Here is a 23,748-nt window from a genome sequence, read left to right as displayed (position 1 = left end):
CGGGGGGCACGGCCCGCGCCGCCTCGCCCCGCTCTCCTCCCAACCGCCCGGGCCGCCGAAGGCAGCCCGCCAGCCGGCCGTCTTCACTCCCGATCGTGGTTCATTGCAGCGCTCATTGCACCGGCTTCGCCGGCGCGGCCGCGCTGGGGTCGTACAAGGCATAGAGCTTCGTATAGCCGCTCGACTCGTACACGCCGGTCCATCCCTTGGGCAGCGTCACCGCCTCGCCCGCATGCACCTGCATCACCGTGCCGTCGGACGAGGTCAGCTTCACGCTGCCCGACAGGAAGTAGAGAAACTCCGTGTACGGCGTGCCCGGCGCCTCGCGAATCTCCTCGCGCACCGGCCCGGACTGGTAGACGCCGGTCTGGAACACCTTGTCCGGCGAGGTATAGCTGGTGAAGTCGCTGGTGTGGTTGCCGTCCTTGCTCTCCTTCACCACGCCGGGCCGCTGGAACACCGGGCCGGCGAGTTCGGCCTTCGACAGCTTGAGCGGGTGCAGCGTCTGGGCATGCGCGCCGGCGCACAACAGGGTGGAGGCGAGCAGCAGCGCTGCCGGATAGCGTCGGATCATGGCGAGTCCCGGGAAGTAAAGGATCGAAAGCCGCGTATTGTAGAAGCGCCCGCGCCGGCCGTGCCGGGCCCGCTTCGCCATGGCGGCGCGCGGTTCGCCCGTTGCGCATGCAACGATGCGCGCAAACCACAGCGCCTTGCATCGGCTCGCGCCGCCCGCCCGGCACGCCGCGCGGCCTGCTAGAATCGCCGCCATCCGCTTCCAGAAGGAACCTCCGTGGACAGTTGTCGCGAACGCATCGCACAGCCCCGCGCCTGAACGTCCGCAGCCTGCCTGGCTGCCGCCGCGTCGGTCGCGCGGCGCGTGTCATCCCCGTTTCACATTCCGGTTGCCGTCGCAGGCTATCGTGTCGGGCTGCGCCTTGCGCGCGGCCGGGCTCGACGCCATGCCGCACGGCGCCCCATGCCAGGCAAGCCATATGACCGTCGAATTCATCCTCCGTCTTCTCACCGCCTTCAGTTGCGGCGTCGCGATCGGCATCGAGCGCCAGTTGCGCCAGCGCACCGCCGGCCTGCGCACCATCACCCTGGTGACCTGCGGCGCCTGCCTGTTCGTCACGCTCGGCGTGCTGACCGGCAACGGCGTGGCCGGCGTCACCCAGATCGCCGCCTACGTGGTGTCGGGCGTCGGCTTCCTCGGCGGCGGCGTGATCATGCGCGAGAAAGGCGCGATCCAGGGCATCAATACCGCCGCCACGCTCTGGTGCTCGGCCGCCGTCGGCGTGCTCTCGGGCAGCGGCCACTACCTGCCCGCGCTGGCCGGCACGGTAGTGGTGCTGCTGGTCAATACCGTGCTGCGCTCGCTCAGCCACGCGATCAACGCCACCCCGGTGTCGAACGCCGACCTGGTGCGCGAATACCAGATCACCGTGATCTGCCTGGCCGCCGACGAGATCCACGTGCGTACCCTGCTGTCGAACTCGATGTACGCGAAACCGCTGTCGTTCCAGAGCCTGACCAGCGAGGACGTGGAACAGGAAGGCGCGGTCGAGCGCATCAAGGTGACCGCCACGCTGAAGCTGCATCCCAAGGACCAGGCCAAGCTCGAGCAGATCGCGAGCCGCATGAGCATGGAGAAGAGCATCTCGAGCGTGAGCTGGACCGCCAGGGAAGCCGAGCCGATGATGGAGTGACAGGGGCGCGCGATGCGGGCCCCCAATGGACGACGCGCCGGCCGGAACGAATCCGGGCCGGCGCGTCGGCAATGGCCTGAGGGCTTGCGCGCGCTCCGGGCGCCGCGCCTGCCGGATCAGGGCATCAGGTCCTCAGGGCGTCTCGATCAGGCCCATGCCGATCGCCTTGACGACGGCCTGCACCTTGTTGGTCGCGCCGAGCTTGGCGAGGATGTTGTTGATGTGGAAGGTGACGGTGCGCTCGGAGATGTTGAGCTGCTCGCCGATCTCGCTGGCGGTGCGGCCCTCGCTGGTCCAGCTCAGCACCTCGCGTTCGCGCTTGGTGAGCGTCACGCTGGCCGCCGGCGAGAGCTTGGGCACCAGGAACTTGCCCATCAGCGAATGCGAGAGATTCGCCAACCAGTTGGCCTGCAGCGTGAGGCTGTTGATCTCGGCGGGCGTGAGGCGGTCGGAGCGGCGCGCGATGGTCAGCAGTCCGAACACGCCGCGCGCGGCCCAGGCCGATTGCGCCACGCCGACCGACATGCCGAAGTCGCGCGCGTCGCGCCATAGCGACGGATCCTCCGCCGTATCGACATCCGGCCAGATGATCATGTTCGGGCTCATCGCGCCGTCGCGCACGGTCGGATCGACCTCGATGTAGTTGCGCGCCTGGTAATGGGCCATCCAGCCGGCCGGGTAGGTGTCGAAGATCTCGACCACCGGCTGCGTGCCCGGCTGCGGCACGCGAATGCCGTAGCAGCAGTACTCGAAACCGAGCCGCTTCGAATAGGCCGAGATCTGCTGAAAGAGCTGTTGCTCGTTCGCAGCCGCGTTGAACTGGTGGTAGGCATCCTGCCAGCGTAGTTCCATCATCTCTCCAACAGCTTCCACGCTGTCATTCTTGCTAGGTTACATCACGGTCACGGGCTTGCTACATTGCCGCGCATGACACTGCCCCTGCTTCATCCTTACTGCGCGCCGTCCAAGGACGGTTACGTCCGCCTCCCGCTGCATGCCTTCGCGGGGCTCGAACTCGTGCACATCGCCTCGGGGCTCGACCCCGGGCTCGCCGACGAACTGCGCGCCGACGGCCTCGTCTTCGACGCGGCCGGCTACACCGAGTGGCAGCGTCCGTCCTCGCCAGGTTTCGCACACCTGACGGTCGGCTGGGACTGGTATGTCGATCCCGGCTCCGGCCGCCTGGTGATCGCCTGGGACGACGTGCGCAGCAACCTGATGGGCGTCGACCGCTTCGGCACCGACATCGGCATGCATGCCACCGCCAGCGCCCTGGGCTGCCGGCTCGCCTCGCTCGACTGGGCGATGGCAGTCAACCAGGCCCTCACCGGCGGGCCGCCCACCCGGCCAGTCCGCGGCGCCACCCACTGGTCGCACTGAAACCCGCGGCCCGCTTCGCATTTCAAACGAATGCCCTCGCATTGTCGGCCCGACCCGGCCAGCAACGCAATCTCGAAATTGAACCACAGATGGCGCGCAAACCTTTGCGCGCCAATTTCGACCTGTCAAGATTGCCTGGAAAGTGGCCCAACCTCCTGTCAGGAATAACAGTTACTTGTCCTCGGGGCGCACGTTGTAATGCGCCCATTCCAAACGGAATAACTACGAGGACACCATGCAGACTTACGTTCACGAGGCCGGCCGCCTTTCCCCCCAGCTCGCCGCCGATCTGGGGTCGTACCGCTATCGCGTTTTCGTCGAGCAGCTCGGCTGGCAGTTGCCGTCTGAAGACGATAAATACGAGCGTGATCAGTTCGATCGCGACGACACCGTCTATGTCGTCGGGCGCGATGCGAGCGGAGAAATCTGCGGCTGCGCGCGACTATTGCCGACCACGCGACCGTACCTGCTGCACGAGGTGTTCCCGCACCTGCTGTCGGCCGACATCGCGGCGCCCCGCTCTCCCGAAGTGTGGGAATTGTCGCGTTTCGCGGCCACCCCCGAGGACGGCGCCGACGCCGGCAGCCTGGCCTGGTCGGTGCGGCCGATGCTGGCCGCGGCGGTCGAATGCGCGGCCCGCCGCGGCGCCCGGCAACTGATCGGCGTGACCTTCTGCAGTATCGAGCGGCTGTTCCGCCGGATCGGCGTGCATGCCCACCGGGCCGGGCCGCCGGTCTCGATCGACGGCCGCATGGTGGTGGCCTGCTGGATCGACATCGACGCGCAGACGCTGGCCGCGCTCGACCTCGATCCCGCCCTCTGCCACGCCGAGCCCGCCGAAGCCGCCTGACGCGGCGAGCCGTCGGCACCACCCGCGCCGCACCAACCGTTCCCGCCTGTCCGGTGCCGCCCCTGCCGGCGCCGGTCCCTTCAGCGCAGCGCCGCGAGCATCAGGTCGAGGTTCTGCACCGCGGCACCCGAGGCGCCCTTGCCGAGGTTGTCGAATACCGCACTCAGCAGCACGTGGCCGTGTTCGTCGTTGACGAACACGCCGAACTCGATGTCGTTGCTGCCGTTGAGCGCTTGCGGATCGAGCTGGCCCAGCTCGCGCGCCGCCGCCAAGGGCAGCACGCGGGCATGGCGCGCGCCCTCGTAGTGACGCGCCAGCCCCGCATGCAGGCGCGCGCCGTCGACGCCGGCCGGCAGCAGCCGCAGCGCCAGCGGGATGGTCAGCACGATGCCCTGCCGGTAGGCGCCATAGGCCGGCACGAACAGCGGCCGGTGCGCCAGGCCCGCATGCAGGCGGATCTCGGGCGGGTGCTTGTGCGCGAGCCCCAGCCCGTAGACGCGCAGCGCCGGCGCCTCGCCGTCCTCGGCCTCGTAGGCGTCGACGGCCGCCCGGCCGCCGCCCGAATAACCCGACACGGCATGGATCGCGACCGGATAGTCGGCCGGCAGCAGGCCCTGCTCGATCAAGGGCCGCAGCAGCCCGATCGCACCGGTCGGATAGCAGCCCGGATTGGTCACGCGCCGCGCGCCGGCGATCCGCCCCGCCTGCCCGGCCGTCATTTCCGGAAAGCCGTAAACCCAGTCCGGGTCGCTGCGATGCGCCGAGCTGGCGTCGATCACGCGCACCGCCGGATTGCGCACGAAGCCGGCCGCCTCGCGCGCGGCGGCGTCCGGCAGGCACAGGATCGCGATATCGCAGGCATTGATGGCCTCGGCGCGGCGCGCCGGATCCTTGCGCTCGTGCGCCGGCAAGGTGGCGAGCCGCAGGTCGGTCCGCCCTTGCAGCCGTTGGTGGATTTGCAGGCCGGTGGTGCCCTGGTCGCCGTCGATGAATACGATGGGTGCGCTCATGTGCTGGGTTTCCTGATTCTCGCGGCGTCGCGTCTGGACGCCATGCCCGGATCTTGCGCCGCGCGCTAAACTTGGAAAAGTTGAATTTCATCAACACGAAATTCATATTTTCTGAATGTTGGAATTTCCCCGATGCGAGAAATCAGTCTCGACCGCCTGCGCACCCTAATCGCCATCGCGGACCAGGGTTCGTTCGCCGCAGCCGCACAATCGCTGCACCTGGCCCCGCCCACCGTGAGCCTGCACGTCGCCGAGCTCGAGGCCCGGATCGGCGCGCCCTTGCTGTCGCGCACGCGCGGCAGGATCCGCCCCTCGGCGATCGGCGAGCTGCTGATCGAGCGCGCGCGGCGGCTGCTGGCCGAGATGGAGGCCACCCTCGACGACGTCGAGCGGCAGGTGCAGGGGCTAGCCGGGCGGGTGCGGCTGGGCGCTTCGACCGGTGCCTTCGCGCATCTGCTGCCGCAGGTGCTGGCGCGCCTGCGCGAGCTGCATCCCGACATCGACGTGCAGATCGCCGTGCTGACCTCGCGCGACACCCTCGCGCAACTCTCGGCGGGCTCGCTCGACGTCGGCCTGGTGGCGCTGCCGCAAGCGGCCGTGGCGGGGCTGGCGATCGAGCCGTGGCGACGCGACCCGATGCTGGCCTTCCTGCCGGAGCACTGGAACGCGCCGGCCCAGGTCTCGCCGGCCTGGCTGGCCACCCGGCCGCTGATCCTCAACGACGTGAGCACGCGGCTGGCGCGGCAGACCTACGAATGGTTCGCGGCGGACGGGCATCGCCCGCAGCCGCGCATCGAGCTGAACTACAACGAGGCGATCAAGAGCCTGGTGGCGGCCGGTTACGGTGCCACCGTGCTGCCGCACGAGGCCGGCGCGCCGGCACCCGATCCGCGCGTGGCGATGCGGCCGCTGCGGCCCGCGCTGTGGCGCGAGTTGGGGATCGCGCATCGCGCGGACTCGGTCGAGCGCGCCACCCGGCACGTGCTGGACGCGCTGTGGGCCTTGCGCGCGAATTGAGCGGCGGCGCTCGCGCCGCCGTCAGGCCAGGTCGGCCTCGCGCGGGGCGCTGCGCATCAGCGTGAGCTGTTCGGCGATCATCGTGCCGAGCGCGGCGATATCGCGTTCCACCACCTCGGTCACCGGCATGCCGGTATTGATCCGCAGGCAGTGGTTCAGGCTGCCGTCGGTGCAGAACAACTGGCCCGGCGAAAACGCGATGTCGTCCTGCAGGGCGCGCCGCAGCAGGGCCGTGGTATCGAATCCGCGCGGCAGCTCGATCCACATCCAGTGGCCGCCCGACACGGCGAAGCTGCGCGCCTCGCGGGGGAAATGCGCGCGCACCGCCGCCTGGTACTGGCCGGAATAACTGGCCAGGGCCTGGCGCAGGCGGCGCAGATGCGGCTCGAACAGGCCGCTGGCCATGAAGCTCGCCAGCGTGTACTGGAACAGCTCGGGCGGCTGGGCGACCCGCTCGAACTCGTGGCGCAGGCTGGTGACGGCGAAGCCGATCGACAGGCCGTGCCCGACCAGGCCGCCGACATCGGAGAAGTAATGGACCAGCCCGGTCCGGTCGAAGGCCTTGAAGGGCAAGGGGCGCTTCTCGCCGAAATGGAGATCGCCGTTGCGGTCGTCCTCGATCAGCGGCACGCCGTGCTCGGCCAGCAGCTCGACCACGCGGCGCTTGCCCGCGTCGCTCATCTGGCCGCCGGTCGGATGCGGGAAGTTGGCGGAGAACGCGCAGGCGGCCACCTTCTCGCGCCGCAGGGCGAATTCGAGCGTGTCGATCGACAGGCCATGCTCGGGATGCGAGGGAATCTCCAGCACCTTGAGGCCCAGTTCGTCCAGTTCCTCCAGCAGCCTCATGGACGTCGGCGAGGCGATCGCCACCGTCTGGCCGGGCTGGGTCAGCGCGCGGAACAGGGGCCGGTGGACCTCGTGATGGGCCAGCGTGATGGTGATGTCCTCGGCGTGCCAGTCGCAGCCCATGATCCGTCCGCGGCGCGCGAACTGCCGATGCAGCGGCGAATCCGGCCCGATCGTGCAGCCGGTCAGGAAGGCCGGGTTGCGGCGCGCCTGCTCGGTCATGATCCGCTGCAGCGCGACCGCCGGATAAAGCTCGGGATTGATCCGCGCGAACAGCATCGGCTGGTCCGCCGCGATCAGCCGGTCGAGCGAGCGCAGCAGGGCGCGCTGGGCCGGCAGGGCCGGCTGCAGGCAGGGCTCGGGCACGCGCGCCGGCGGCCGGCGCTCGACGGCATGGAACTGCTCGCGCACGTAGAAACCGCTGCGCGGGCGCACCGAGATCATGCCGGCATCCTCCAGCAGATACAGCGCGTGCGTGACCGTCGCGCTGCTGGCCTGGAAACGCGCGCACAGGGCGCGAATCGAGGGCAGCCTGTCGCCGGCGCGAAGCGGACCCGCGCAGATCTCCTCCTGCAACTGAAAAGCCAGCTCGCCGTAGCGAGTCGATCGATCCCACATGTACCGGTCCACCTGATTGCCTTGATCGCTGCCGCCGAGCGCGCCCGCGCCGGCTCCCTGCCCCGGTCGCGCGGCGCCGGGCCGGTCATTTTGCGCCCCGCCCCTGCCGGGCGCCAGCCTCAGGCCGGGCCATTTGCACCGTCGCAACGCCGGGCTTGCCGCATCTGTCTCCCTGTTGTGATAGAGACAGCCGCGGTGCCCCGCGGATGCCGGGCGGCTCGCGCCCGGCCGGCTGCCGCTGTCGCGATCGAAACAGGAATACAGATGCGCATGCAACGACCGTGAGTCCGTGGCGCCGTCGCCGTCTGAGGCTACCGGCGCGCCGGGCCGCCGCGCAGAATCGTCCTGCCTGCCCTCTTTCACGGCCAACCGTGTTTTTCTCGGACATTCCATCATGACGCCGCTGCCCTCCGCCGCCCATCCGCCCTGCCCGGGCGCCGCCCGCGCTCGCCAGGCAACCCGCCCCGCCAGAGCGCTGCCGTGCCGTTCGATCCGCGCCGCGAACACCGATACCGAGGAGTCCGTCCCGGCCGCCGGCGAGCAATTCGAACCCGACGATCGCATCTGGCGCCAGGTCCGACATCTTTGGCATGCCTGAGGATTTGCGCTTGCGGGCCGGCACGGCCTTGGCGCCCCCGATCATGAACGTCTCATCCGACCCGCTCACGCCGGCCATCCGGCTCGGCACGAAAATCCGCGCCTTGCGGCAACGGCTCAACTACACGCTGGACCGACTGGCGGCCTGCGCCCATCTGTCCAAGCCGTTTCTCTCGCAGGTCGAGCGCGGCCTGGCGGGCGTCTCGGCGGCCTCGCTGAACAGCATCGCCGGCGCGCTAGGCGTGGAGGTCAGCTATCTGCTGGACGCGCCCGAGGAACAGCACCAGATCCATCGTCGCGAGCAGCTGAGCTTCCAGCCCGTGCCCGATTCGGCGACCCGCTTCGCGGCCCTCACACGCGGCTCGCCCCACCAGGAGCTCGAGGCACGGCTGCTCAGGCTGCCGCCCGGCCAGCCGGGGCCGGGCGACACGCCCGGTCGCGCCGGGGAGGAGTTCCTGCACGTCCTGTCCGGCGAATTGAGTCTCGCGCTGGCTTCCGGCACCGTGCTGCTGCAAGCCGGTGACAGCGCCCACTACAAATCCGCCTGGTCGCGCGGCTGGACCAATCCGCATCGGCAGGAAGCCGTGGTGCTGTGGGTCGGCACGCCCCGGCTGCCTTGAGCGCAAGGGGCAAACGACACGCGGGACGCGCCACCCTGTTCGAGGCTGGCGGAGAAAGAACGCTAACGCCCTTGTCTATCTCGCGTACCTGATCGCGACGCGCGCGGACGCAGCAGCAAGGCATGACGCGCAGCGGTTCGCCGGCATTCCCTGCCTTGATCGATACAGATTCCTGCACATTCAATCGATCGTCCACCGACGCGACAGCGCGCCCATCGTGTTCATGACGACTCGGATCAGGCATCGCCACCGCGCGACATATATGCTGCAGCGCACATCGAACCCGGGCGGTAAACGAAAAAACGGCCGGGCTGCTTCAGCACCGGCCGTTCTTGCGGGTTCGGCGATTTACTCGTTCTCGTCGAAAACATAATGACCGAACTTGACCTGCTTGGTCCGGATGTAGCGTTCGTTCTCGTCGCGCACGGGCACCGCCAGCGCGACGCGTTCGCACACGGGAATGCCGTGCGCGACGAGCGTGTCGAACTTCTTCGGATTGTTGCTCATCAGCCGCACCGAGTTGACCTGCAGGATGCGCAGGATCGCGGCCGCCGAATCGTACTCGCGTGCGTCGTCGGGCAGGCCGAGGTCACGATTCGCCTCGACCGTGTCGCGCCCCTGTTCCTGCAGCGCGTAGGCGCGGATCTTGTTGCTCAGGCCGATGCCGCGCCCCTCGTGACCACGCAGATACAGCAGGACGCCGCGACCCTCTGCAGCGATATACCGCAGAGCGAGGTCCAGTTGCTCGCCGCAGTCGCAGCGGTAGGATCCGAACACATCGCCCGTCAGACACTCCGAATGCAGGCGCGTGAGCACCGATTGCTGCCCTGCGACATCGCCGACCACGAGCGCCAGGTGTTCGGCCTCGCTGCCGGCCACGCGAAACGCATGGGACATGAAGGTGCCGTAGCGGGTCGGGAGCGAGGCCGACGCGACGAGGGTCACGCATTCGTCGGCTTGAGGCTCGTCCGCGGACGGCGAGGAAGGTTGCGAAGACATGGAAAGCATCGAAAAATCGGAGTTAAGGAATGTTCTGAGTGGCGCGCAGCCGGAGTTTACCGCTAATCTACGCAATGCGTTCTTCACCGTGTCCGCCCGCGCGGGCACTTTCACGCCGCTTCCCCCGGGCATGGCTTGCGCCCGGTTTCCGGAGATCGTATGAGCACAACCGTCGCGAATATTCTCAAATCAAAGCCCGATGCCGGCCAAACGGTGCACACGATCGGCAAGAATGATTCCGTCTACGACGCCTTGAAGCTGATGGCCATCAAGGGCATCGGCGCCCTGGTGGTGAAGGAAGGCGAGGACATCGTCGGCATCGTCACCGAGCGCGACTACGCGCGCAAGGTCGTGCTGCTCGAGCGCTCGTCCAAGGACACGCGCATCGAGGAAATCATGACCGTCAAGGTGCGTTACGTCGAACCGTCGGAAACCAGCGACCAGTGCATGGCGCTGATGACCGAGCATCGCATGCGCCACCTGCCGGTACTCGACAAGAACCGCAAGCTGATCGGCGTGATCTCGATCGGCGATTTGGTCAAGAGCGTGATCGCCGAGCAGCAGGACACCATCAAGCAGCTCGAGCACTACATCCACGGCACCCCGATCGACTCGGAATAAGCCCCGGCCCGACAGGCGCAAAAAATGCCCAAACGCTCCAGCGTCTGGGCAAAGCCGCCGGGTTGCGGCGACGGAGGTCCTGTTCGGTCGAACCCTGCCCCGCGGATCTCGCGCGGGCATCAGACCTGATCTGTTCAATGCGTGACGAGGCGCCGCCTCGTCACGTCTCAATCGCGCGGCCGCGCCTGGCGCGGCCCGCCGTCACCCTGCCGCTCAATGACCGAAGTAGACGCTGTCGACCGGGTTCGGCGCGGTGTCGTTACGACGGCCCGATTGCGCGCCGGCCACCGGCTGCACGCCGTAGCCGCTGGTGTCGGCATGCGTCAGCGTCTGCTGCGATTGCTGGACACGCGCTTCGGCGGCCTGGATGTCACGCGGATATTGGGCGTCGCTGGCGACCGGGTTGTAGCCGGCCTGTTCGAGCTGGACCAGTTGCGCACGGACTTCGGCGCGCGTCACGGGCTGGTTCGACTGGGCGAACGATGCGACCGGAGCGGCAAGGACCGAAGCGACGACTGCTGCATAGACGAGCGATTTCATGATGTTACCTCCGAGATGTTTGTGGTTTTGCGTCGCTCCCGGCGTTGATTCCTGTCTGAAGCGAACGATTCAAGTCTAGGCTTCGGATCACCCAGGGAAAACCCCTAGTTTAGACATAGACCGTTGCACGGATAGCAAATATCAAGGCCCGAACCGACCCCGGAAATCGGCCAGTTTGCACATTCTCACAACAATTACTGACAATTGGCTAACCACCGCCACCGTGCCTCCCTGTCGCCGCGCTTATAATGGCAAGCGTTTCGTCATACTTTCCCGCCCATCCGTGATGCGCCGCCCTCCCGCTCGCCCCCATGCCCTTCGACGCCGCCAGATCGGCGTCGGCGCGCGCCTGGCCGGCTCGCGAGGCGCTCACGTCACCGTTCCGCAGGCTGCCGCCCGGCGCCCACGCTGACCCGCTCCACCGGAGCGCCAGCCGGGCTCCGGGCGATTCCCCGATTCAGGCTCATCGCGCCGCCGGCCGCGGCGCCTCACGCCCATACACAAGGACAACACCGATGAAGAATCGACTGCTGCAACTCACCGAACTCGATGTCGCGCGCCTCGAGAAACATGCCGAACGCGACACGCGCCTGCAGGCCATGCTCGACACCCTGCTCGAACGCGCCGATATCGTGAATGCCGATGCCATGAAGGCTAACGTGGTGACCATGAATTCGCAGTTCACGCTGACCGACGAGGCGACGCACGAAGCCATCACCTGGACCCTCGTCTATCCCGACCAGGCACGCTCCGATGCCGGCCGGCTCAACGTGTTCTCGCCGGTCGGCATGGCCCTGCTCGGTGCCCGCCAGGGCGAGCATGTGAACATCACCCTGCCCAACGGCGTGGCGGGCCGCATGACGGTCTCGGCGATCGTCTACCAGCCCGAGGCCAGCGGCGACTACACGCGCTGAGCCTTGCCGAATGGGGACCCGACCCGGCAGCGGGCCGGCTCCCCGATTCGCGCAGTACGATATTGCGTGCCGTAAACGAAAAAAAGGCGCCCGAAGGCGCCTTTTTGCCGTAGACCGCCGAAGCGGTCGTCGAGCTTAGAAGCGGTGACGCAGGCCAACCGTAGCGGCGGTCTGGTTGATGCCCGACGAGGTGTTCGTCGCAGCGATGTCGCCGTTGTAGATCGAAGCAGCCACGCCGTTGCTTGCGCGCTGGTACACGGCTTGAGCGTACACGTCGGTGCGCTTCGACAGCGAGTAGTCGGCTTGCAGGCCAACTTGGTTCCAGTGGGCGTTGTTCGTGCCCAGGCGGCCGTTCGAGTACGTGTAGGCGATGCCCAGACCCAGTGCCGGCGTCAGGTTGTACTTGCCGTTGACTTCGTAGTTGTCGATGCGAACGTTCGCGCCTGCAACCGTGTTGTCCAGACGAGCTTGCGTCCATGCGGCGCCGACTTGTGCCGGGCCGAATGCGTAGCCAGCTGCTGCGCCGTACGTACGGACGCGGCCTTGTGCGCCGAATGCGTTCTGGTCAACCGCGCCGCTCGTGCCAGCTGCGTTCGGGTTGTTCAGTTGCGAGTACGCGCCAGCCAGCTTCAGGCCTTGGAACTGGTACGACACGCCGCCGCTGTATGCACGGTTGTTGCCGAAGTTCGTGTTGTTCGAGAAAGCGTACGTGCCGCCGAATTGCAGGCCGGCGTAGTTCGCGCTCGTGAACTTGATCGAGTTGTTGGTTGCGTAGCCGCCGTTCGTGCTCAGGTTGTCGAAGTTGCCGACGTGAGCGAAGTACGTGCCGCCCCACGAGCCGGTCGCCGTCAGCGGAGCCAGGTAGTCCTGGACTGCGTCGTACTGGCGGCCCAGCGTGACCGTGCCGTACTGGCTCGACAGGCCGACGAAGGCTTGACGGTTGAACATGCCGCCGTCGTTCGAGAAGCGGCCGTTACCGAGGTTGAAACCGCTTTCCAACGTGAAGATTGCCTTCAGGCCGCCACCCAGGTCTTCCGAACCACGGAGACCGAACAGGCTTTGGTCGATGCCCGTGCCTTCCGACCAGCGCGACTTGCCGGCGACATTGCTTTGGTACGTGATGCCCGCGTCGAGCACGCCGTACAGCGTGACGCTGCTTTGCGCGTGGGCGACGGTTGCGAACGATGCTGCAGCGGCTGCAACGATCAGAGTCTTCTTCATTCGTGGAGCTCCCTTCATCTAAAAAAGGCAGGTCTGTCGACCTTGTTTCATAACGGTCTGCAACCGCCCGGAAGCGCCACGTCGACTTCACATGGCCGCGCCCGGATGGTTGGCCGCTCTGGGAACCGTGAGTTTAGGGGTGGACCCTAGGGCCGCCACGCGCGAATAAAGAAATAACTTTTTCCGAAACCAGAAATAATAGAAATGGTAGTCTTTGATAACTCGTTGTTTTGACTTGTTTTTTTGACCACTTGACGGCCTGTTTTTGGCGTATACGCAACAGGCATTTGATTGTGTCACCGGCTTGACGGTTGCAAAGAAACAACAACCATCTCCCGGCCCACCTCGCCAATTCGGCAAAAATTACTCAAAACATCCTCAATCTGGTGCATTTTCCGATGCGCCGCCGGTGTAAAACCCGCGTAAAACGTTTCCCTGCGGTTTCCCCGAGGTGACAGCGCGACGAAAGGCATGGCCCGTAACAGCCGTTACAACGCCTGTAATGTTGGTCGGCTAGCCCGGCGCTACCTTGATGCCGTGCCGCCGCCCATCCCGGGCGGCCCGTTCTCCATCCGGGAGCCTTTCGATGCAACGTCGCGACTTCCTTCGAACCCTGGCCCTCGGCGGCGCGGCCATCCTGGCCGGCGGCTCGGCCCTCGGCGCGAACGCGCAACCTGCCCCGCCCGGCGGTTATCCGGCGCCTGGCGGCCGGCCGCCGCCGCCCCCGCCGCCGGTCGGCGAGCGCCCCGAGCGCGCGCCGCCGCCACTGCGGCGCGATCGCCGCCCGCCGCCGCCGCGCGCTCGCGGCTATGTCTGGGCCGATGGTTACTGGGATTGGCGCGGTGGCCGCTATGTGTGGGTGCCGGGGCGCTGGATCGCGGCGCGGCGCGGGCGCCGCTGGAGCTCGGGACAATGGCGCCGGCAGGGCCCGAACTGGGTGTTCGTACCGGGCGGCTGGCACTGAGTCGCCGGGGCACCGCCCCCTGCGCGATGCGCAACACACTATATATATAGTGTGTGTGGAACTGACGCCCCCGTCGGCTGTCGAAGCGGCCTTCCCGCAAGTTGCCGCGCCTCCCGTTTCGGCACGCCGGCCAGGTTGTCATCGGCCGGCGTCCAGTTCCTCGCTTCGATCGATTTCGCCCAAGCATATGCCGTGGCACGCGTTGCTCCGCCGCCACGACATGAACGAGCCGGCCCGCGCGAGCGCCGCCTCCGCCGCCGCATCGTTTTGCCTGCCCCTGCCTGCCCCTGCCTGCCACGCCCCTCCCGATCGCTCGCGCGTGATTTGCTAATCGCAAATAGGCCGTTCGTGAGCGCGCCGCCCTTGCCTAGCATCGCCCTTCGCGACCGCCGCCGTGCCGCCAGCACCGCGCCGCCGCCGCGATCGCGCCCGCACGCCCCTGCTTCCCGCCCACCGCGCCGATCGCCAACCGTGGAGAACCCCTTGAGCACCCTCGACCTCGATGCGGCGAGTTCCTCGCCGATCCGTTCCGCGAGCGACGTCTCGCGCCTGATCAACACCAGCACCAGCCGCGACAGCCATGCGCGCGTGATCGTGCTGCTGGCGCTGGGCGGCGTGTTCCTCGACGCCTACGACCTGACCACGCTGTCCTACGGCATCCAGGACGTGGTTCGCGAATTCGGCCTCACGCCCGCGCTGACCGGCCTGGTCACCTCCTCGATCGTGATCGGCACGATCCTCGGCAGCCTGCTCGGCGGCTGGTTCACCGATCGCATCGGCCGCTACCAGGTGTTCATGGCCGACATGCTGTTCTTCGTGGTCGCGGCGATCGTGGCCGGGCTCGCGCCGAACGTCTGGGTGCTGATCGCCGCGCGCTTCGTGATGGGGCTCGGGGTGGGCATCGACCTGCCGGTCGCGATGGCCTTCCTGTCCGAGTTCTCGAAATTCCAGGGCCGCGGCAACAAGGCCTCGCGGCTCGCCGCCTGGTGCCCGATGTGGTACGCCGCGTCCTCGGTCTGCTTCCTGATCGTGTTCGGTCTCTACTTCGCGTTGCCGGCCGAGCATGCGGGCTGGCTCTGGCGCGCCTCGCTGATCTTCGGCGCGGTGCCGGCGCTGGTGATCATCGCGGTGCGCAGCCGCTTCATGAACGAGTCGCCGCTGTGGGCCGCCAACCAGGGCAAGCTGGAGGACGCCGCGCGCATCCTGCGCGAGTCCTACGGGATCCGCGCGCACCGCGCCGAGGATGCCGGCGCGCCGCCTGCCCAGGCGCCGGTCGGCTTCCGGGTGCTGTTCCGGCGCCCCTACCTGGCGCGCACGCTGGTGGCCAGCGCGATGAATCTCTGCATCCCCTTCGAATACACGGCGATCGCCTTTTTCCTGCCCTCGATCCTGTCGCAGTTCCTCGGCGCCGGCGTGTTCGAGACGATCTCGGCCTCGCTCGCGCTGAACCTGCTGTTCGCGCTGACGGGCGGCCTGCTAGGCATGCGCCTCGCCTATCGGCGGCCGTCGCGGCAGGTCGCGATCGCGGGTTTCGCGCTGCAATTCGTGTCGCTGGTCGCGCTGGCCCTGCTCGGTCATCCGCAAGGCGCGCTCGGCATCGGCCTCGCGCTGGCGATGCTGGGCGCCTGGCTGTTCGCGGAAGGCTTCGGCCCCGGCGCGCAGATGATGGTCTACCCGGCGCTGTCGTATCCGACCGCGATCCGCGGCACCGGCGTCGGCTTCGGCCGCGCGCTGGCCGGCCTGGGCAGCGCGCTCGCGCTGTTCATGCTGCCGATCCTGAAGGCGCGCTACGGCACCGACATGTTCTGGATCGTGTCGATCGCCGCGCTGATCCCGATCGGCTTCCTGGCGGCGGTGCGCTTCGAGCCGACCCGGCAGGACGTCGACGACGAGGCCGCGCAGGAGGCGGCCCGCTGATTCCCCCGCGTCGTCCGTCCAGCCGCTCCGGCTGGACGGGCCGCCAGCCACACGTCGAATCCTGCCCGGCGAACCACTTGCCCGGCCCAGCCTGCTCGAATCGCCCAGCGCGAGACCGACATCGCGCAGCCGGGAAGATTGCCGACCGACCGGGCATGCCTCCCGCCCGATGCGCTTTGCATTCCTGAGCAAAACCGGCATCACGGGCCGCATGCCATCGTCGACCTTCCGAAAGCCTTGTCAGTCTTTCGCAGCGCATTTGCATCGCTTTGCGAAACGAATGGTCACCTTGTTGAAAGACCCGTCGCCGATGCGCCGCCGCGGCAAGCCCCGCGCGTAAACGCCTGTAAACACCGGCGCCGCCGGCCTTGCTATCGTTCCCGCGGAGGCTTCCCGTCGGTCACGCAAACCGTCGCTCGCCGCTCGCCAGCTGCATCGCGAGCACGCGATGCGAGCCCTGGCCAGCGTCGCGACGGAGCCGATCCGGCGACTTCATCCAGGGCGGGCCCAGCATGGAAAACAGGCAGATACTCGAACTCGCGACCACGCATCATCTCGCGGGCCGGCTGGCCGAGGCGCGCGACCTGTACCAGCGCGCGCTCACGCTCGAGCCCGGCGAGGCGAACCTGATGTTCCGCCTCGGCATGCTGGACCTGCAGAGCGGCGCCTACGACGCCGCGCTCGACTGGCTCGACGCCGCGCTGGCACGCGCCCCCGGCAATGCCCGCTACCACCTCGCGCGCGGCCACGTGTTCGCGGCCGCGCAATGCTTCGCGGAGGCGATCGGCGCCTACCGGCAGGCCCTCGCCCTCGACGCCGATTCCATCGACGCGCATTTCGCGCTGGCCTCGGCGCTGCAATCGGCCGGCCAGGCCGCGCCTGCCATCGAGGCCTATACCGCGCTGCTGGAGCGCGACCCCGCCCGCGTCGACGCGCTCAACAACCTCGGCAACTGCCACCGCCAGCTCGGCGAGCATCAGGCCGCGCAAGCCGCCTACCTGCGCGCGCTCGAACTGCAGCCCGGCGACGCCGATGCGCTGACCAACCTCGGCACGCTGGCGCTGGCGACCGGCCAGCTCGACGAATCGGTGGCCCTGCTCGAGATGGCCCGGCAGGTCGCGCCCGACTCGCCGGTGGTGCTGGCCAACCTCGGCGTCGCCCTGCATCGGCACGGCGAATTCGCCCGCAGCGCCGCCCTGCTGACGCGCGCCCTGGAGCTGGATCCGGTCTTTCCGGAAGCCGCCTACAACCTCGCCAACGCGCTGCACGCGCTCGGCCAGCGTCGCGAGGCGCTGGATCACTACCAGCGCGCGATCGAGCAGGCACCCGCGCATGCCGATGCGTACAACAACCTGGGCGTGGTCTACCAGGAAGCCGGCTCGCTGCACGATGCGGCCGACGCCTTCGATACCGCGATCCGCCTGCGCCCCGCCTTCCTGGCCGCGCTCAACAACCTGGCCGTGACGATGCGCATGCTCGGCGCGATGGACGAGGCCGAGGCGCGCCTGCGCGACGCGCTCGCCGCCGATCCGCGCCACTCGGCCAGCCACAACAATCTCGGCAACGTGCTGAAGGACCAGGGCCGCCTCGACGAGGGCATCGACTGCTATCGCCATGCGCTCGCATGCGACCCGGCCAACGTGGTGGCGCATGGCAACCTGCTCTATGCACTGAGCTTCCAGGCCACGCATCCCGAGGCGATCCTCGACGAGGCGCGCCGCTGGTCGGCGCGGCACGAGGCGCCCCTGCGCGCGCATCGCGAGCCGCATGCGCGGCCGGCCGAGCCGTCGCGCCGCCTGCGCATCGGCTATGTGTCGCCCGACTTCCGCAACCATTGCCAGGCGCTGTTCACGATCCCGCTGCTCTCGCATCACGATCACGCGCGCTTCGAGATCGTCTGCTATTCGAGCGTGACGCGCCCGGACGCGCTGACCCGGCGCATCGCCGGCCACGCCGATCTCTGGCGTGAGGTCAGGCAGCTCGACGACGAGCGGCTGGCGCGGCTGATCCGTGAGGACGGCATCGATATCCTGGTCGACCTCTCGATGCACATGGCCGACAGCCGGCCGCTGCTGTTCGCGCGCAAGCCCGCGCCGGTGCAGATCGCCTGGCTGGCCTACCCGGGCACCACCGGCATCGAGGCGATCGACTACCGCCTGACCGATCCCTGGCTCGATCCCGCCGGCGCCGACGGCTGGTACAGCGAGCGCTCGCTGCGCCTGCCCGAGACCTTCTGGTGCTACGACCCGCTGACCGACACGCCCGAGGTCAATGCCCTGCCGGCGCTCGCGAACGGTTATCCCACCTTCGGATGCCTGAACAATCCCTGCAAGCTCGGCGATGCCTCGTTCCGTCTGTGGGCCGAGGTGATACGCGGGTTCGACGAGGCACGGCTGGTCCTGATGGCGCCGGAAGGCTCGGCGCGCAGGCTTCTGCTCGATCGCTTGCGAGATCACGGCATCGACGACGAGCGCGTCGCCTTCACCGCCTTCCGTCCGCGCGCGGAGTACCTGCGGACCTACCACGAGATCGACATCGGGCTCGATACCTTGCCCTACAACGGCCATACCACCAGCCTCGATTCCTACTGGATGGGCGTGCCGGTGGTGACACGCATCACCGACACGGTGGTGGGCCGCGCCGGCCTGAGCCAGGCCGCCAACCTGGGCTTGAGCGAGATCGTCGCCGACAGCGACGCGCGCTTCGTCGAGATCGCCACCGGGCTGGCACGCGACCTGCCGCGCCTGGCCGCGATGCGCGCCGGCCTGCGCGCACGGCTCGCCGCCTCGCCGTTGATGGACGGGGCGCGTTTCGCTCGGCATGTCGAGGCGGCGTATCGCGGGGCGTGGCGGGGTTGGTGCGAGAGGGCGAGCGGCGGCGCGCCGGAGACACGCGGCACGGCCTGAAAATGGTCGGGACCGCGTATACGCTAGTGGTGGAAGATCCGCACGCCGACGAAAGTAGAGCGTGATACGGGCAAGCGTTGCGCCCGGACAATCCATCGTGGATCGACATCGATGAAGTATCCGCACGTACTCGCCTTCGTCTGCGTCGCGCGCCTCGGCAGCATCCGGGCCGCCGCGCGGTCGATGGGCGTGACCCAGGCAGCCGTCACCAAGACGATGCGCCTGCTCGAGGAGGAGTTGGGCACGAAATTGATCCTGCGAGGCGTCGAAGGCACCACCCTGACCCCGGCGGGCCGGTCGCTGCTGCCGCGTGCGACGCTGATCGTCGAGCAGATGAGCCTGCTCGACGGCGACGTATCGCCCGACGATCGCGGCCGGGTGGCGATGGGCATGTCCCTGATGGCCTCCGCCCGCCTGCTGCCCCTCGTGTTGCCCGAATTCCTCGTGCAACGGCCACGCGCGCCCTTGCGCATCGTCGACGGCACGCTCTCCTCGGTGCTGCCCGGCCTGCGCGACGGCACGCTCGATTTCGGCGTCTGTGCCGCGCGGCCGGGATCGATTCCCCTGCCGTTCCGCTTCGACCCCTGGTTCAGCCGTCCGACCGTGGTACTCGCCTTTCGTACCCACCCGCTGGCCGGCAGGCGCTGCACGCGCGAGGAACTCACCCCCTTTCGCTGGGTGAGCGGCGGCATCCGCCTGGCGCCGCACCCGGAAGAATTCAGCGCGGCAAAAGCGAACGAGGCACCGCAGAACATCGAGAGCCAGAACGTGATCGCCACGCGGGCCGTGCTCAAGTGCAGCACCGCGATTGCCGTCGTCAACGAGGATATCGCGGCGGAAATCCAGGATCCCGACCTGGTCACGCTCGATCTCGTCGAGCCGCTGCCTGACCTGACCGAGGGCCTGGTGACGCGCTCGGACCTGATGCTGTCGACGAATGCGCGCCTGATGATGGAAATGCTGAAGAAGGCGGCGTTGCGCAACTTCGCGTGAACTCCGCCCAATGGCCTGTCAATGGAAACGGCGATGGCACGTGCCGACGATGACCTCAGAGTTCGAACGTGCTGCGATCCTTGCCGGCGATCCACGCCGGCACCCTGCCTCGCCCGGTCCAGGTCCGGCCCGATTCCGGATCCCAGTATTTCGGCGCGCGGGAGCCCGGCCTTTTCACGCCAGGCGTTCCCGTCAGTTCATCCGCATCGATCCCGAAATCGATCATCAGCTTCCTGATCGTGCACAAGGCCTCGTCCCGCACGCTGGCGCGAGCGCGCGCGAGCTTGGCCTCCAGTTCGGTACATTCGGCGAGCAGCTCCGGATAGGTCTTGTTCATGTTTCGAGCCAATGCGGCGGTTCAGGGGGCGGCGGCATAAAGCGCCGACAAGGCGTCGGTATAGGCAGCCAGGTTGTCGGGATGGTAGATGCTCACCGAATCGAGTACCTGCCTCGACTGCTCGCGGTAGGCCTCGAGGTTCGCATCGTGTTCGGCGAACGCCCGCAGCAGGGCATGGCCACCGGCCAGGCAATCGAACCCCGGGTAGTAATATCCGGCCTTGTCGAGGAATGGCGAATTGTGAATCAGCGGGTAATCGCCATACAGCAATTCGTAGTACAGATAGTTCTGGGCGTTTTCCCAGGTATGCGACACGACGGCATCGCCATGCGCCGCCATGAACTCGTACACCGCGTAACGGCTTTCGAAGGTGGTGAGCCCATGATCGACGATATCGAGCGCCTTGGCGAAATGAACGAAGGTCGTGTGATCCTTCAGATGCATCGCATTGCAGACGCGCACCACCTCCAGGAAATCGGCCTTCGCGCGATAGGCCTCCTCGGCCACCAGCATCGGGACGATGCTGGTCTTGACCATGCAGATGTTCGGTTCGAACATCGCCACGCGCCAGCGCCGCCTGCCGGGCCGGTAGCCGAAACTCAGGCCGGCGCCGAGCGTGGTACGTGCCTTGTCGAACAGCACCGGATGCCAGATGTGCGGCACGATCGTGACCGGCGCGCGCAAGCCGGTCCGGTAATAGTGCAGGCAGGAGCGCTCGAATTCCGGGATCGTCCAGACCGCGTCGTAGGGCGCGCCCGAGAACAGGAAACCCGGAGGCTTGTCGAACATCGCGCGTTCGATGTCGATCACGTAGTCGTTGCCGACCCGCATCGTGACGGCCTTGCCGCCCCGCTCCCGAAACGCACGCAGGTAATCCGGGCTGAACTGCGCGCTCATCTCGATCAGCACGTCGCAGCGCTGCAGCGCTTCGTCCATGGCGAGCAAGGGCACATCCCACTCGTCGAGCATCAACTGCGGATCAGCGGCCTGCTCGCCGCCGTTCACCATCACGGCCTCGGCGACAAGCGGCGACTGACGCAACAGCAGGATCAGCAACAGGCAGTTCTGGAAAATGCCGTTTTCCCACAGCGACTGGCCGGCGCCCCGCACATGCAGCGACACGCCGACGACCAGGCGCCTGCCCTCGCCAGGCGCACCGCGGACCTTGGTATCCGGCATGCTCATTCTCCGATTCGAGCGACCAGGCGCGTGACGAACGCGTCGAGATTCGCGGGGTTGTCGATCGAGACCGACCTCAGCAGGCGGTCAGCCTTGTCACGGTAATCGTCGAGTCGTTCGTCGTGATGCAGCCACGCGTCGAGCAGCACGCGGCCGCCTTCGGCCGCGTCGAAATCCGGGTAGTAGTAACCGGCCCCACCGAGCAGCGTGGAATTGTGGATCAGGGGATAAGCGCCGTAGAGCACGTCGTAATACAGGTAGTTCTGCGGATTTTCCCAGTGATGCGACACGATTGCATCCGCATGGCGCGCCATGAAGCCGGGCAGGTCCATGCGTGGCTCGAAGCTGGCCTTGTGCTGACGCACCAGGTCGAGGTTGTTGGCGAAGTGCAGGAAGGTGGGATGCGCCTTCATGTGCATGGCATTGACCACGAACAGATGCTGGATCGCATCGGGCCTCGCCCGGTAGCACGCCTCGCTCACCAGCATCGGATAGTGGCAAGTCTTGACGACCGAGATGTTGGGCTCGAGCGTGCCGATCCGCCAGGGCCGAGCGCCGCGCCGATATCCGAATGCCAGGCCTTCGCTTGCCAGTTCGGCGATGCGCCGGTCAATGAAGTACGGCGACCACAGATGCGGGATTGTGTGAACCGGCGCACGCATCAGCGTGCGCAGCAGCGGGACGTCGACCTTCTCCGATTTCTCCAGCACCCATACTTCGTCGAACAGGCGATGGTTGAAGATGTGTCCCGACGGCTTGCCAAAGATCGGCGTTTCGGCCAGGCCACCATAGGTGTGGCCGACAAAGCACGCGACCAGTTTCTTGCCGAGCGCCTTCACGTGCTTGAGCCATTCGAGCGGCAACTGCGCGCCCATTTCGATGACGACGTCGAGCTGATGCGTGACGTCGGCCGGTCTGACGAGCGGTATGTCGAGGCCGTCCAGGTCCAGGCCCGACGGCAGCATGCCGGCATCGCCGCCGTTCAGGAAATAGACAGGGCCGACGTGCTTGGAACGCTTGAGCATCATCGCGAGGTAGGCGATGTTCTGGTGAATGCCGTTTTCCCAGATCGCCTGGCCCTCGCGTGCGAACAATGAGATACCGACGCACGGCCGTCGCTCGCGGTGACCGCCTGCGACGCATTCAGTGGTGTATGTCACCGTCAGTACTCCCTTGAGGTGTCCTGTTCTTCGTCATCGCATCGAGCGCACGACGATGCACTCTGCCTTGAACGAATTATCATGGCTGATTCGCGACAGCGAGATTCGAATCCATCGTCCCGATCTGCGCGAATGATAAACGCCTTTTAATGGCATTGACATCCGCAATACCGCGCCGATAAGTAAAATATTTATAAATCGGCTTTGAAATTTGAAAATCGGATAATCAAATTTCGCATATTGCATCGCCATTATCTGGCGCAATCACGGCACGCATGGCCTCATGCGCCGGACATTGCCTGCCCGGCCGGCGAGGCATCACTCGAATATCTCCTGGATCGCGGATTCGGCGACCTCCAGGAAGCGCGCAAGCTTCGGCGTGCTCTCCCCGTCCTTCGGATAAATGATATTGATCGGCATGGGCGCGCCGGCCCATGCCGGAAATATCCTGACGAGACTTCCGCTCTTGATATCGTCCGTCACGGCCCATTCGGCAACCAGTAGCGCGCCGATCCCCTGTCGGGCCGCCTCCCGTGTTGCAAGGATCTGGTCCGCCACGAATACCGGATCGATCTGGAATTCATGCCCGCGTTGGTGATCGTCAAACAATTGCAAACGAGTACGGTAATCCGCCGACAGCGAAATCCACGGCAGCTTCCCGGACGACGCGATCGGCGATTCGTCGATTCCGCAGCGTTCCAGCAGGTCCGGGCTGGCCACCACGATCCGCTCGAGCATTCCCACCGAGCGCACCTCCGAGGCCTGATCGAACGGCAGCCCGAAGCGGATCACGCAATCGACGGCCTCCTCATGGAAGCGTACCGGCTTATCGTGCGCCATCCACTCCAGCTTGACCTGCGGGCATTCCTTGAAATACCGCGATGCCACGACGGTCAACCACTCCGGCACCAGCAGTTGCGGAACGATGATCCTCAAGCTGCCGCGTGGCTCGACATGCTCGCCTCGCATGATGTTCTCGAACTGCACCATGTCGCTGATCAGCGCACGGGAATACTCGTAATAGCGCTTCCCGGCATCCGTGACGCGCATCCCATGGGTAGTTCTGCGAACCAATTCCATGCCCAGAAGATCCTCGAGCGATCGCAGCTGACGGCTCACGGTCGGCTGGCTGGTATTGAGCGACTTGGCGGCTTCCGTGAAACTGCCCACCTCGACGATCTTCACGAAGGTGTCCATCAGGGCCAGCCGATTGATCTTGACATCCATAATTAGCACCACAGACTCGATGAGATTTTCTACCGCCACGCGGCGCTCGCAACACGCCGACCAGCTCCGGGTCGGGTCCCGCCTGCGATCACAGGCTTGCGGCACAGCCGGTGCCGTCCAGCCGGC

General features: G+C 66.9%; 24 protein-coding genes. 13 read left to right on the top strand and 11 right to left on the bottom strand.

Annotated elements, in window-relative coordinates; genetic code table 11:
- Positions 1-112: 112 nt before the first annotated feature.
- A complete protein-coding gene (locus F3J18_RS07970; RefSeq protein ID WP_166912410.1) occupies positions 113-574 on the bottom strand; it encodes a cupin domain-containing protein in 462 nt (153 codons plus the stop codon).
- A gap of 418 nt (positions 575-992) precedes the next feature.
- Here F3J18_RS07970 and F3J18_RS07965 point away from each other — a divergent pair, with 418 nt between their 5' ends.
- Positions 993-1,706, top strand: coding sequence for an MgtC/SapB family protein (locus F3J18_RS07965; protein ID WP_025097949.1), 714 nt, complete (start codon positions 993-995; stop codon positions 1,704-1,706).
- 132 nt (positions 1,707-1,838) lie between these two features.
- Here the strand turns inward: F3J18_RS07965 and F3J18_RS07960 are convergent, their stop codons facing one another.
- The gene (locus F3J18_RS07960) at positions 1,839-2,558 is read right to left on the bottom strand and encodes an autoinducer binding domain-containing protein (RefSeq protein ID WP_025097948.1); all 720 of its coding nucleotides are present in this window, start codon (positions 2,556-2,558) and stop codon (positions 1,839-1,841) included.
- Between the two features lie 75 nt (positions 2,559-2,633).
- On the opposite strand from F3J18_RS07960, the gene F3J18_RS07955 reads away from it, so the two are divergent.
- Together F3J18_RS07955 and F3J18_RS07950 are read left to right on the top strand one after the other, a co-directional pair.
- On the top strand, positions 2,634-3,086 hold the full coding sequence (locus tag F3J18_RS07955) for a DUF4902 domain-containing protein (protein ID WP_166912408.1): 453 nt from the start codon (positions 2,634-2,636) through the stop codon (positions 3,084-3,086).
- 235 nt (positions 3,087-3,321) lie between these two features.
- Positions 3,322-3,936: an acyl-homoserine-lactone synthase gene (locus F3J18_RS07950; RefSeq protein ID WP_166912406.1), complete on the top strand. Its 615-nt coding sequence runs from the start codon at positions 3,322-3,324 to the stop codon at positions 3,934-3,936.
- A gap of 80 nt (positions 3,937-4,016) precedes the next feature.
- Here F3J18_RS07950 and argC read toward each other — a convergent pair whose 3' ends face one another.
- Positions 4,017-4,946 carry an N-acetyl-gamma-glutamyl-phosphate reductase gene (gene argC / locus F3J18_RS07945; RefSeq protein WP_166912404.1) on the bottom strand — a complete coding sequence of 310 codons (930 nt, stop codon included), beginning with the start codon at positions 4,944-4,946 and terminating at the stop codon, positions 4,017-4,019.
- 132 nt (positions 4,947-5,078) lie between these two features.
- Between argC and F3J18_RS07940 the strand changes: the two genes are divergently transcribed.
- Positions 5,079-5,963, top strand: a complete 885-nt coding sequence (locus tag F3J18_RS07940; RefSeq protein ID WP_025097944.1) for a LysR family transcriptional regulator — start codon at positions 5,079-5,081, stop codon at positions 5,961-5,963.
- Positions 5,964-5,984: 21 nt separating this feature from the next.
- On the opposite strand, the gene F3J18_RS07935 is transcribed toward F3J18_RS07940, so the two are convergent.
- Positions 5,985-7,427 (bottom strand): PLP-dependent aminotransferase family protein, encoded by a 1,443-nt coding sequence (locus F3J18_RS07935; protein ID WP_166912402.1) that lies wholly within the window; start codon positions 7,425-7,427, stop codon positions 5,985-5,987.
- Positions 7,428-7,821: 394 nt separating this feature from the next.
- Between F3J18_RS07935 and F3J18_RS07930 the strand changes: the two genes are divergently transcribed.
- Both F3J18_RS07930 and F3J18_RS07925 read left to right on the top strand, forming a co-directional pair.
- Positions 7,822-8,025, top strand: a complete 204-nt coding sequence (locus tag F3J18_RS07930) for a hypothetical protein (protein ID WP_166912400.1) — start codon at positions 7,822-7,824, stop codon at positions 8,023-8,025.
- Positions 8,026-8,068: 43 nt separating this feature from the next.
- On the top strand, positions 8,069-8,644 hold the full coding sequence (locus F3J18_RS07925; protein ID WP_166912398.1) for an XRE family transcriptional regulator: 576 nt from the start codon (positions 8,069-8,071) through the stop codon (positions 8,642-8,644).
- A gap of 348 nt (positions 8,645-8,992) precedes the next feature.
- Here F3J18_RS07925 and ribA read toward each other — a convergent pair whose 3' ends face one another.
- Entirely contained in the window at positions 8,993-9,652 is a 660-nt protein-coding gene (gene ribA, locus F3J18_RS07920) for a GTP cyclohydrolase II (protein WP_029949767.1), read from the bottom strand.
- On the opposite strand from ribA, the gene F3J18_RS07915 reads away from it, so the two are divergent.
- Both F3J18_RS07915 and F3J18_RS07910 read left to right on the top strand, forming a co-directional pair.
- A complete protein-coding gene (locus tag F3J18_RS07915) occupies positions 9,642-9,806 on the top strand; it encodes a hypothetical protein (RefSeq protein ID WP_161500264.1) in 165 nt (54 codons plus the stop codon). The genes ribA and F3J18_RS07915 overlap by 11 nt on opposite strands.
- Positions 9,803-10,264: a CBS domain-containing protein gene (locus tag F3J18_RS07910; protein ID WP_013689875.1), complete on the top strand. Its 462-nt coding sequence runs from the start codon at positions 9,803-9,805 to the stop codon at positions 10,262-10,264. The genes F3J18_RS07915 and F3J18_RS07910 overlap by 4 nt, the downstream gene beginning before the upstream one ends.
- 213 nt (positions 10,265-10,477) lie before the next feature.
- Here the strand turns inward: F3J18_RS07910 and F3J18_RS07905 are convergent, their stop codons facing one another.
- Positions 10,478-10,804 (bottom strand): DUF4148 domain-containing protein, encoded by a 327-nt coding sequence (locus F3J18_RS07905; protein WP_013689874.1) that lies wholly within the window; start codon positions 10,802-10,804, stop codon positions 10,478-10,480.
- Positions 10,805-11,319: 515 nt separating this feature from the next.
- Here F3J18_RS07905 and F3J18_RS07900 point away from each other — a divergent pair.
- Positions 11,320-11,718 (top strand): GreA/GreB family elongation factor, encoded by a 399-nt coding sequence (locus tag F3J18_RS07900; RefSeq protein ID WP_013689873.1) that lies wholly within the window; start codon positions 11,320-11,322, stop codon positions 11,716-11,718.
- Positions 11,719-11,853: 135 nt separating this feature from the next.
- On the opposite strand, the gene F3J18_RS07895 is transcribed toward F3J18_RS07900, so the two are convergent.
- Positions 11,854-12,939, bottom strand: coding sequence for a porin (locus tag F3J18_RS07895; protein ID WP_013689872.1), 1,086 nt, complete (start codon positions 12,937-12,939; stop codon positions 11,854-11,856).
- Positions 12,940-13,525: 586 nt separating this feature from the next.
- Here F3J18_RS07895 and F3J18_RS07890 point away from each other — a divergent pair.
- The 4 genes from F3J18_RS07890 (at position 13,526) to F3J18_RS07875 (ending at position 19,719) form a co-directional block, all read left to right on the top strand.
- Positions 13,526-13,903 (top strand): YXWGXW repeat-containing protein, encoded by a 378-nt coding sequence (locus F3J18_RS07890; protein ID WP_166912396.1) that lies wholly within the window; start codon positions 13,526-13,528, stop codon positions 13,901-13,903.
- A gap of 483 nt (positions 13,904-14,386) precedes the next feature.
- Complete coding sequence (locus F3J18_RS07885; RefSeq protein ID WP_166912394.1) at positions 14,387-15,820, top strand: MFS transporter; 1,434 nt, start codon at positions 14,387-14,389, stop codon at positions 15,818-15,820.
- 512 nt (positions 15,821-16,332) lie between these two features.
- Positions 16,333-18,726 carry a tetratricopeptide repeat protein gene (locus tag F3J18_RS07880; RefSeq protein WP_166912392.1) on the top strand — a complete coding sequence of 798 codons (2,394 nt, stop codon included), beginning with the start codon at positions 16,333-16,335 and terminating at the stop codon, positions 18,724-18,726.
- 111 nt (positions 18,727-18,837) lie between these two features.
- A complete protein-coding gene (locus F3J18_RS07875; protein ID WP_166912390.1) occupies positions 18,838-19,719 on the top strand; it encodes a LysR substrate-binding domain-containing protein in 882 nt (293 codons plus the stop codon).
- Between the two features lie 55 nt (positions 19,720-19,774).
- On the opposite strand, the gene F3J18_RS07870 is transcribed toward F3J18_RS07875, so the two are convergent.
- The 4 genes from F3J18_RS07870 to F3J18_RS07855 form a co-directional block, all read right to left on the bottom strand.
- Positions 19,775-20,056: an H-NS histone family protein gene (locus F3J18_RS07870; RefSeq protein WP_060005156.1), complete on the bottom strand. Its 282-nt coding sequence runs from the start codon at positions 20,054-20,056 to the stop codon at positions 19,775-19,777.
- Positions 20,057-20,077: 21 nt separating this feature from the next.
- Entirely contained in the window at positions 20,078-21,235 is a 1,158-nt protein-coding gene (locus tag F3J18_RS07865) for a DUF2827 domain-containing protein (RefSeq protein WP_166912388.1), read from the bottom strand.
- A 2-nt stretch (positions 21,236-21,237) separates the two neighbouring features.
- A complete protein-coding gene (locus F3J18_RS07860) occupies positions 21,238-22,395 on the bottom strand; it encodes a DUF2827 domain-containing protein (RefSeq protein ID WP_166912386.1) in 1,158 nt (385 codons plus the stop codon).
- 318 nt (positions 22,396-22,713) lie between these two features.
- A complete protein-coding gene (locus F3J18_RS07855; RefSeq protein WP_166912384.1) occupies positions 22,714-23,622 on the bottom strand; it encodes a LysR family transcriptional regulator in 909 nt (302 codons plus the stop codon).
- Positions 23,623-23,748 lie beyond the last annotated feature (126 nt).

The sequence above is a fragment of the Burkholderia sp. Ax-1720 genome, from assembly GCF_011753035.1.
Taxonomy (GTDB): Bacteria; Pseudomonadota; Gammaproteobacteria; order Burkholderiales; family Burkholderiaceae; genus Burkholderia; species Burkholderia gladioli.
This window is presented reverse-complemented; position numbering and strand designations above follow the sequence as displayed.

What these genes read in the sequence shown, in the direction of transcription:
- F3J18_RS07970 (WP_166912410.1), bottom strand. Translation starts at nt 574, where the DNA reads ATGATCCGACGCTATCCGGCAGCGCTGCTGCTCGCCTCCACCCTGTTG.
- F3J18_RS07965 (WP_025097949.1), top strand. Translation starts at nt 993, where the DNA reads ATGACCGTCGAATTCATCCTCCGTCTTCTCACCGCCTTCAGTTGCGGC.
- F3J18_RS07960 (WP_025097948.1), bottom strand. Translation starts at nt 2,558, where the DNA reads ATGGAACTACGCTGGCAGGATGCCTACCACCAGTTCAACGCGGCTGCG.
- F3J18_RS07955 (WP_166912408.1), top strand. Translation starts at nt 2,634, where the DNA reads ATGACACTGCCCCTGCTTCATCCTTACTGCGCGCCGTCCAAGGACGGT.
- F3J18_RS07950 (WP_166912406.1), top strand. Translation starts at nt 3,322, where the DNA reads ATGCAGACTTACGTTCACGAGGCCGGCCGCCTTTCCCCCCAGCTCGCC.
- argC (WP_166912404.1), bottom strand. Translation starts at nt 4,946, where the DNA reads ATGAGCGCACCCATCGTATTCATCGACGGCGACCAGGGCACCACCGGC.
- F3J18_RS07940 (WP_025097944.1), top strand. Translation starts at nt 5,079, where the DNA reads ATGCGAGAAATCAGTCTCGACCGCCTGCGCACCCTAATCGCCATCGCG.
- F3J18_RS07935 (WP_166912402.1), bottom strand. Translation starts at nt 7,427, where the DNA reads ATGTGGGATCGATCGACTCGCTACGGCGAGCTGGCTTTTCAGTTGCAG.
- F3J18_RS07930 (WP_166912400.1), top strand. Translation starts at nt 7,822, where the DNA reads ATGACGCCGCTGCCCTCCGCCGCCCATCCGCCCTGCCCGGGCGCCGCC.
- F3J18_RS07925 (WP_166912398.1), top strand. Translation starts at nt 8,069, where the DNA reads ATGAACGTCTCATCCGACCCGCTCACGCCGGCCATCCGGCTCGGCACG.
- F3J18_RS07915 (WP_161500264.1), top strand. Translation starts at nt 9,642, where the DNA reads ATGGAAAGCATCGAAAAATCGGAGTTAAGGAATGTTCTGAGTGGCGCG.
- ribA (WP_029949767.1), bottom strand. Translation starts at nt 9,652, where the DNA reads ATGCTTTCCATGTCTTCGCAACCTTCCTCGCCGTCCGCGGACGAGCCT.
- F3J18_RS07910 (WP_013689875.1), top strand. Translation starts at nt 9,803, where the DNA reads ATGAGCACAACCGTCGCGAATATTCTCAAATCAAAGCCCGATGCCGGC.
- F3J18_RS07905 (WP_013689874.1), bottom strand. Translation starts at nt 10,804, where the DNA reads ATGAAATCGCTCGTCTATGCAGCAGTCGTCGCTTCGGTCCTTGCCGCT.
- F3J18_RS07900 (WP_013689873.1), top strand. Translation starts at nt 11,320, where the DNA reads ATGAAGAATCGACTGCTGCAACTCACCGAACTCGATGTCGCGCGCCTC.
- F3J18_RS07895 (WP_013689872.1), bottom strand. Translation starts at nt 12,939, where the DNA reads ATGAAGAAGACTCTGATCGTTGCAGCCGCTGCAGCATCGTTCGCAACC.
- F3J18_RS07890 (WP_166912396.1), top strand. Translation starts at nt 13,526, where the DNA reads ATGCAACGTCGCGACTTCCTTCGAACCCTGGCCCTCGGCGGCGCGGCC.
- F3J18_RS07880 (WP_166912392.1), top strand. Translation starts at nt 16,333, where the DNA reads ATGGAAAACAGGCAGATACTCGAACTCGCGACCACGCATCATCTCGCG.
- F3J18_RS07875 (WP_166912390.1), top strand. Translation starts at nt 18,838, where the DNA reads ATGAAGTATCCGCACGTACTCGCCTTCGTCTGCGTCGCGCGCCTCGGC.
- F3J18_RS07870 (WP_060005156.1), bottom strand. Translation starts at nt 20,056, where the DNA reads ATGAACAAGACCTATCCGGAGCTGCTCGCCGAATGTACCGAACTGGAG.
- F3J18_RS07865 (WP_166912388.1), bottom strand. Translation starts at nt 21,235, where the DNA reads ATGCCGGATACCAAGGTCCGCGGTGCGCCTGGCGAGGGCAGGCGCCTG.
- F3J18_RS07855 (WP_166912384.1), bottom strand. Translation starts at nt 23,622, where the DNA reads ATGGATGTCAAGATCAATCGGCTGGCCCTGATGGACACCTTCGTGAAG.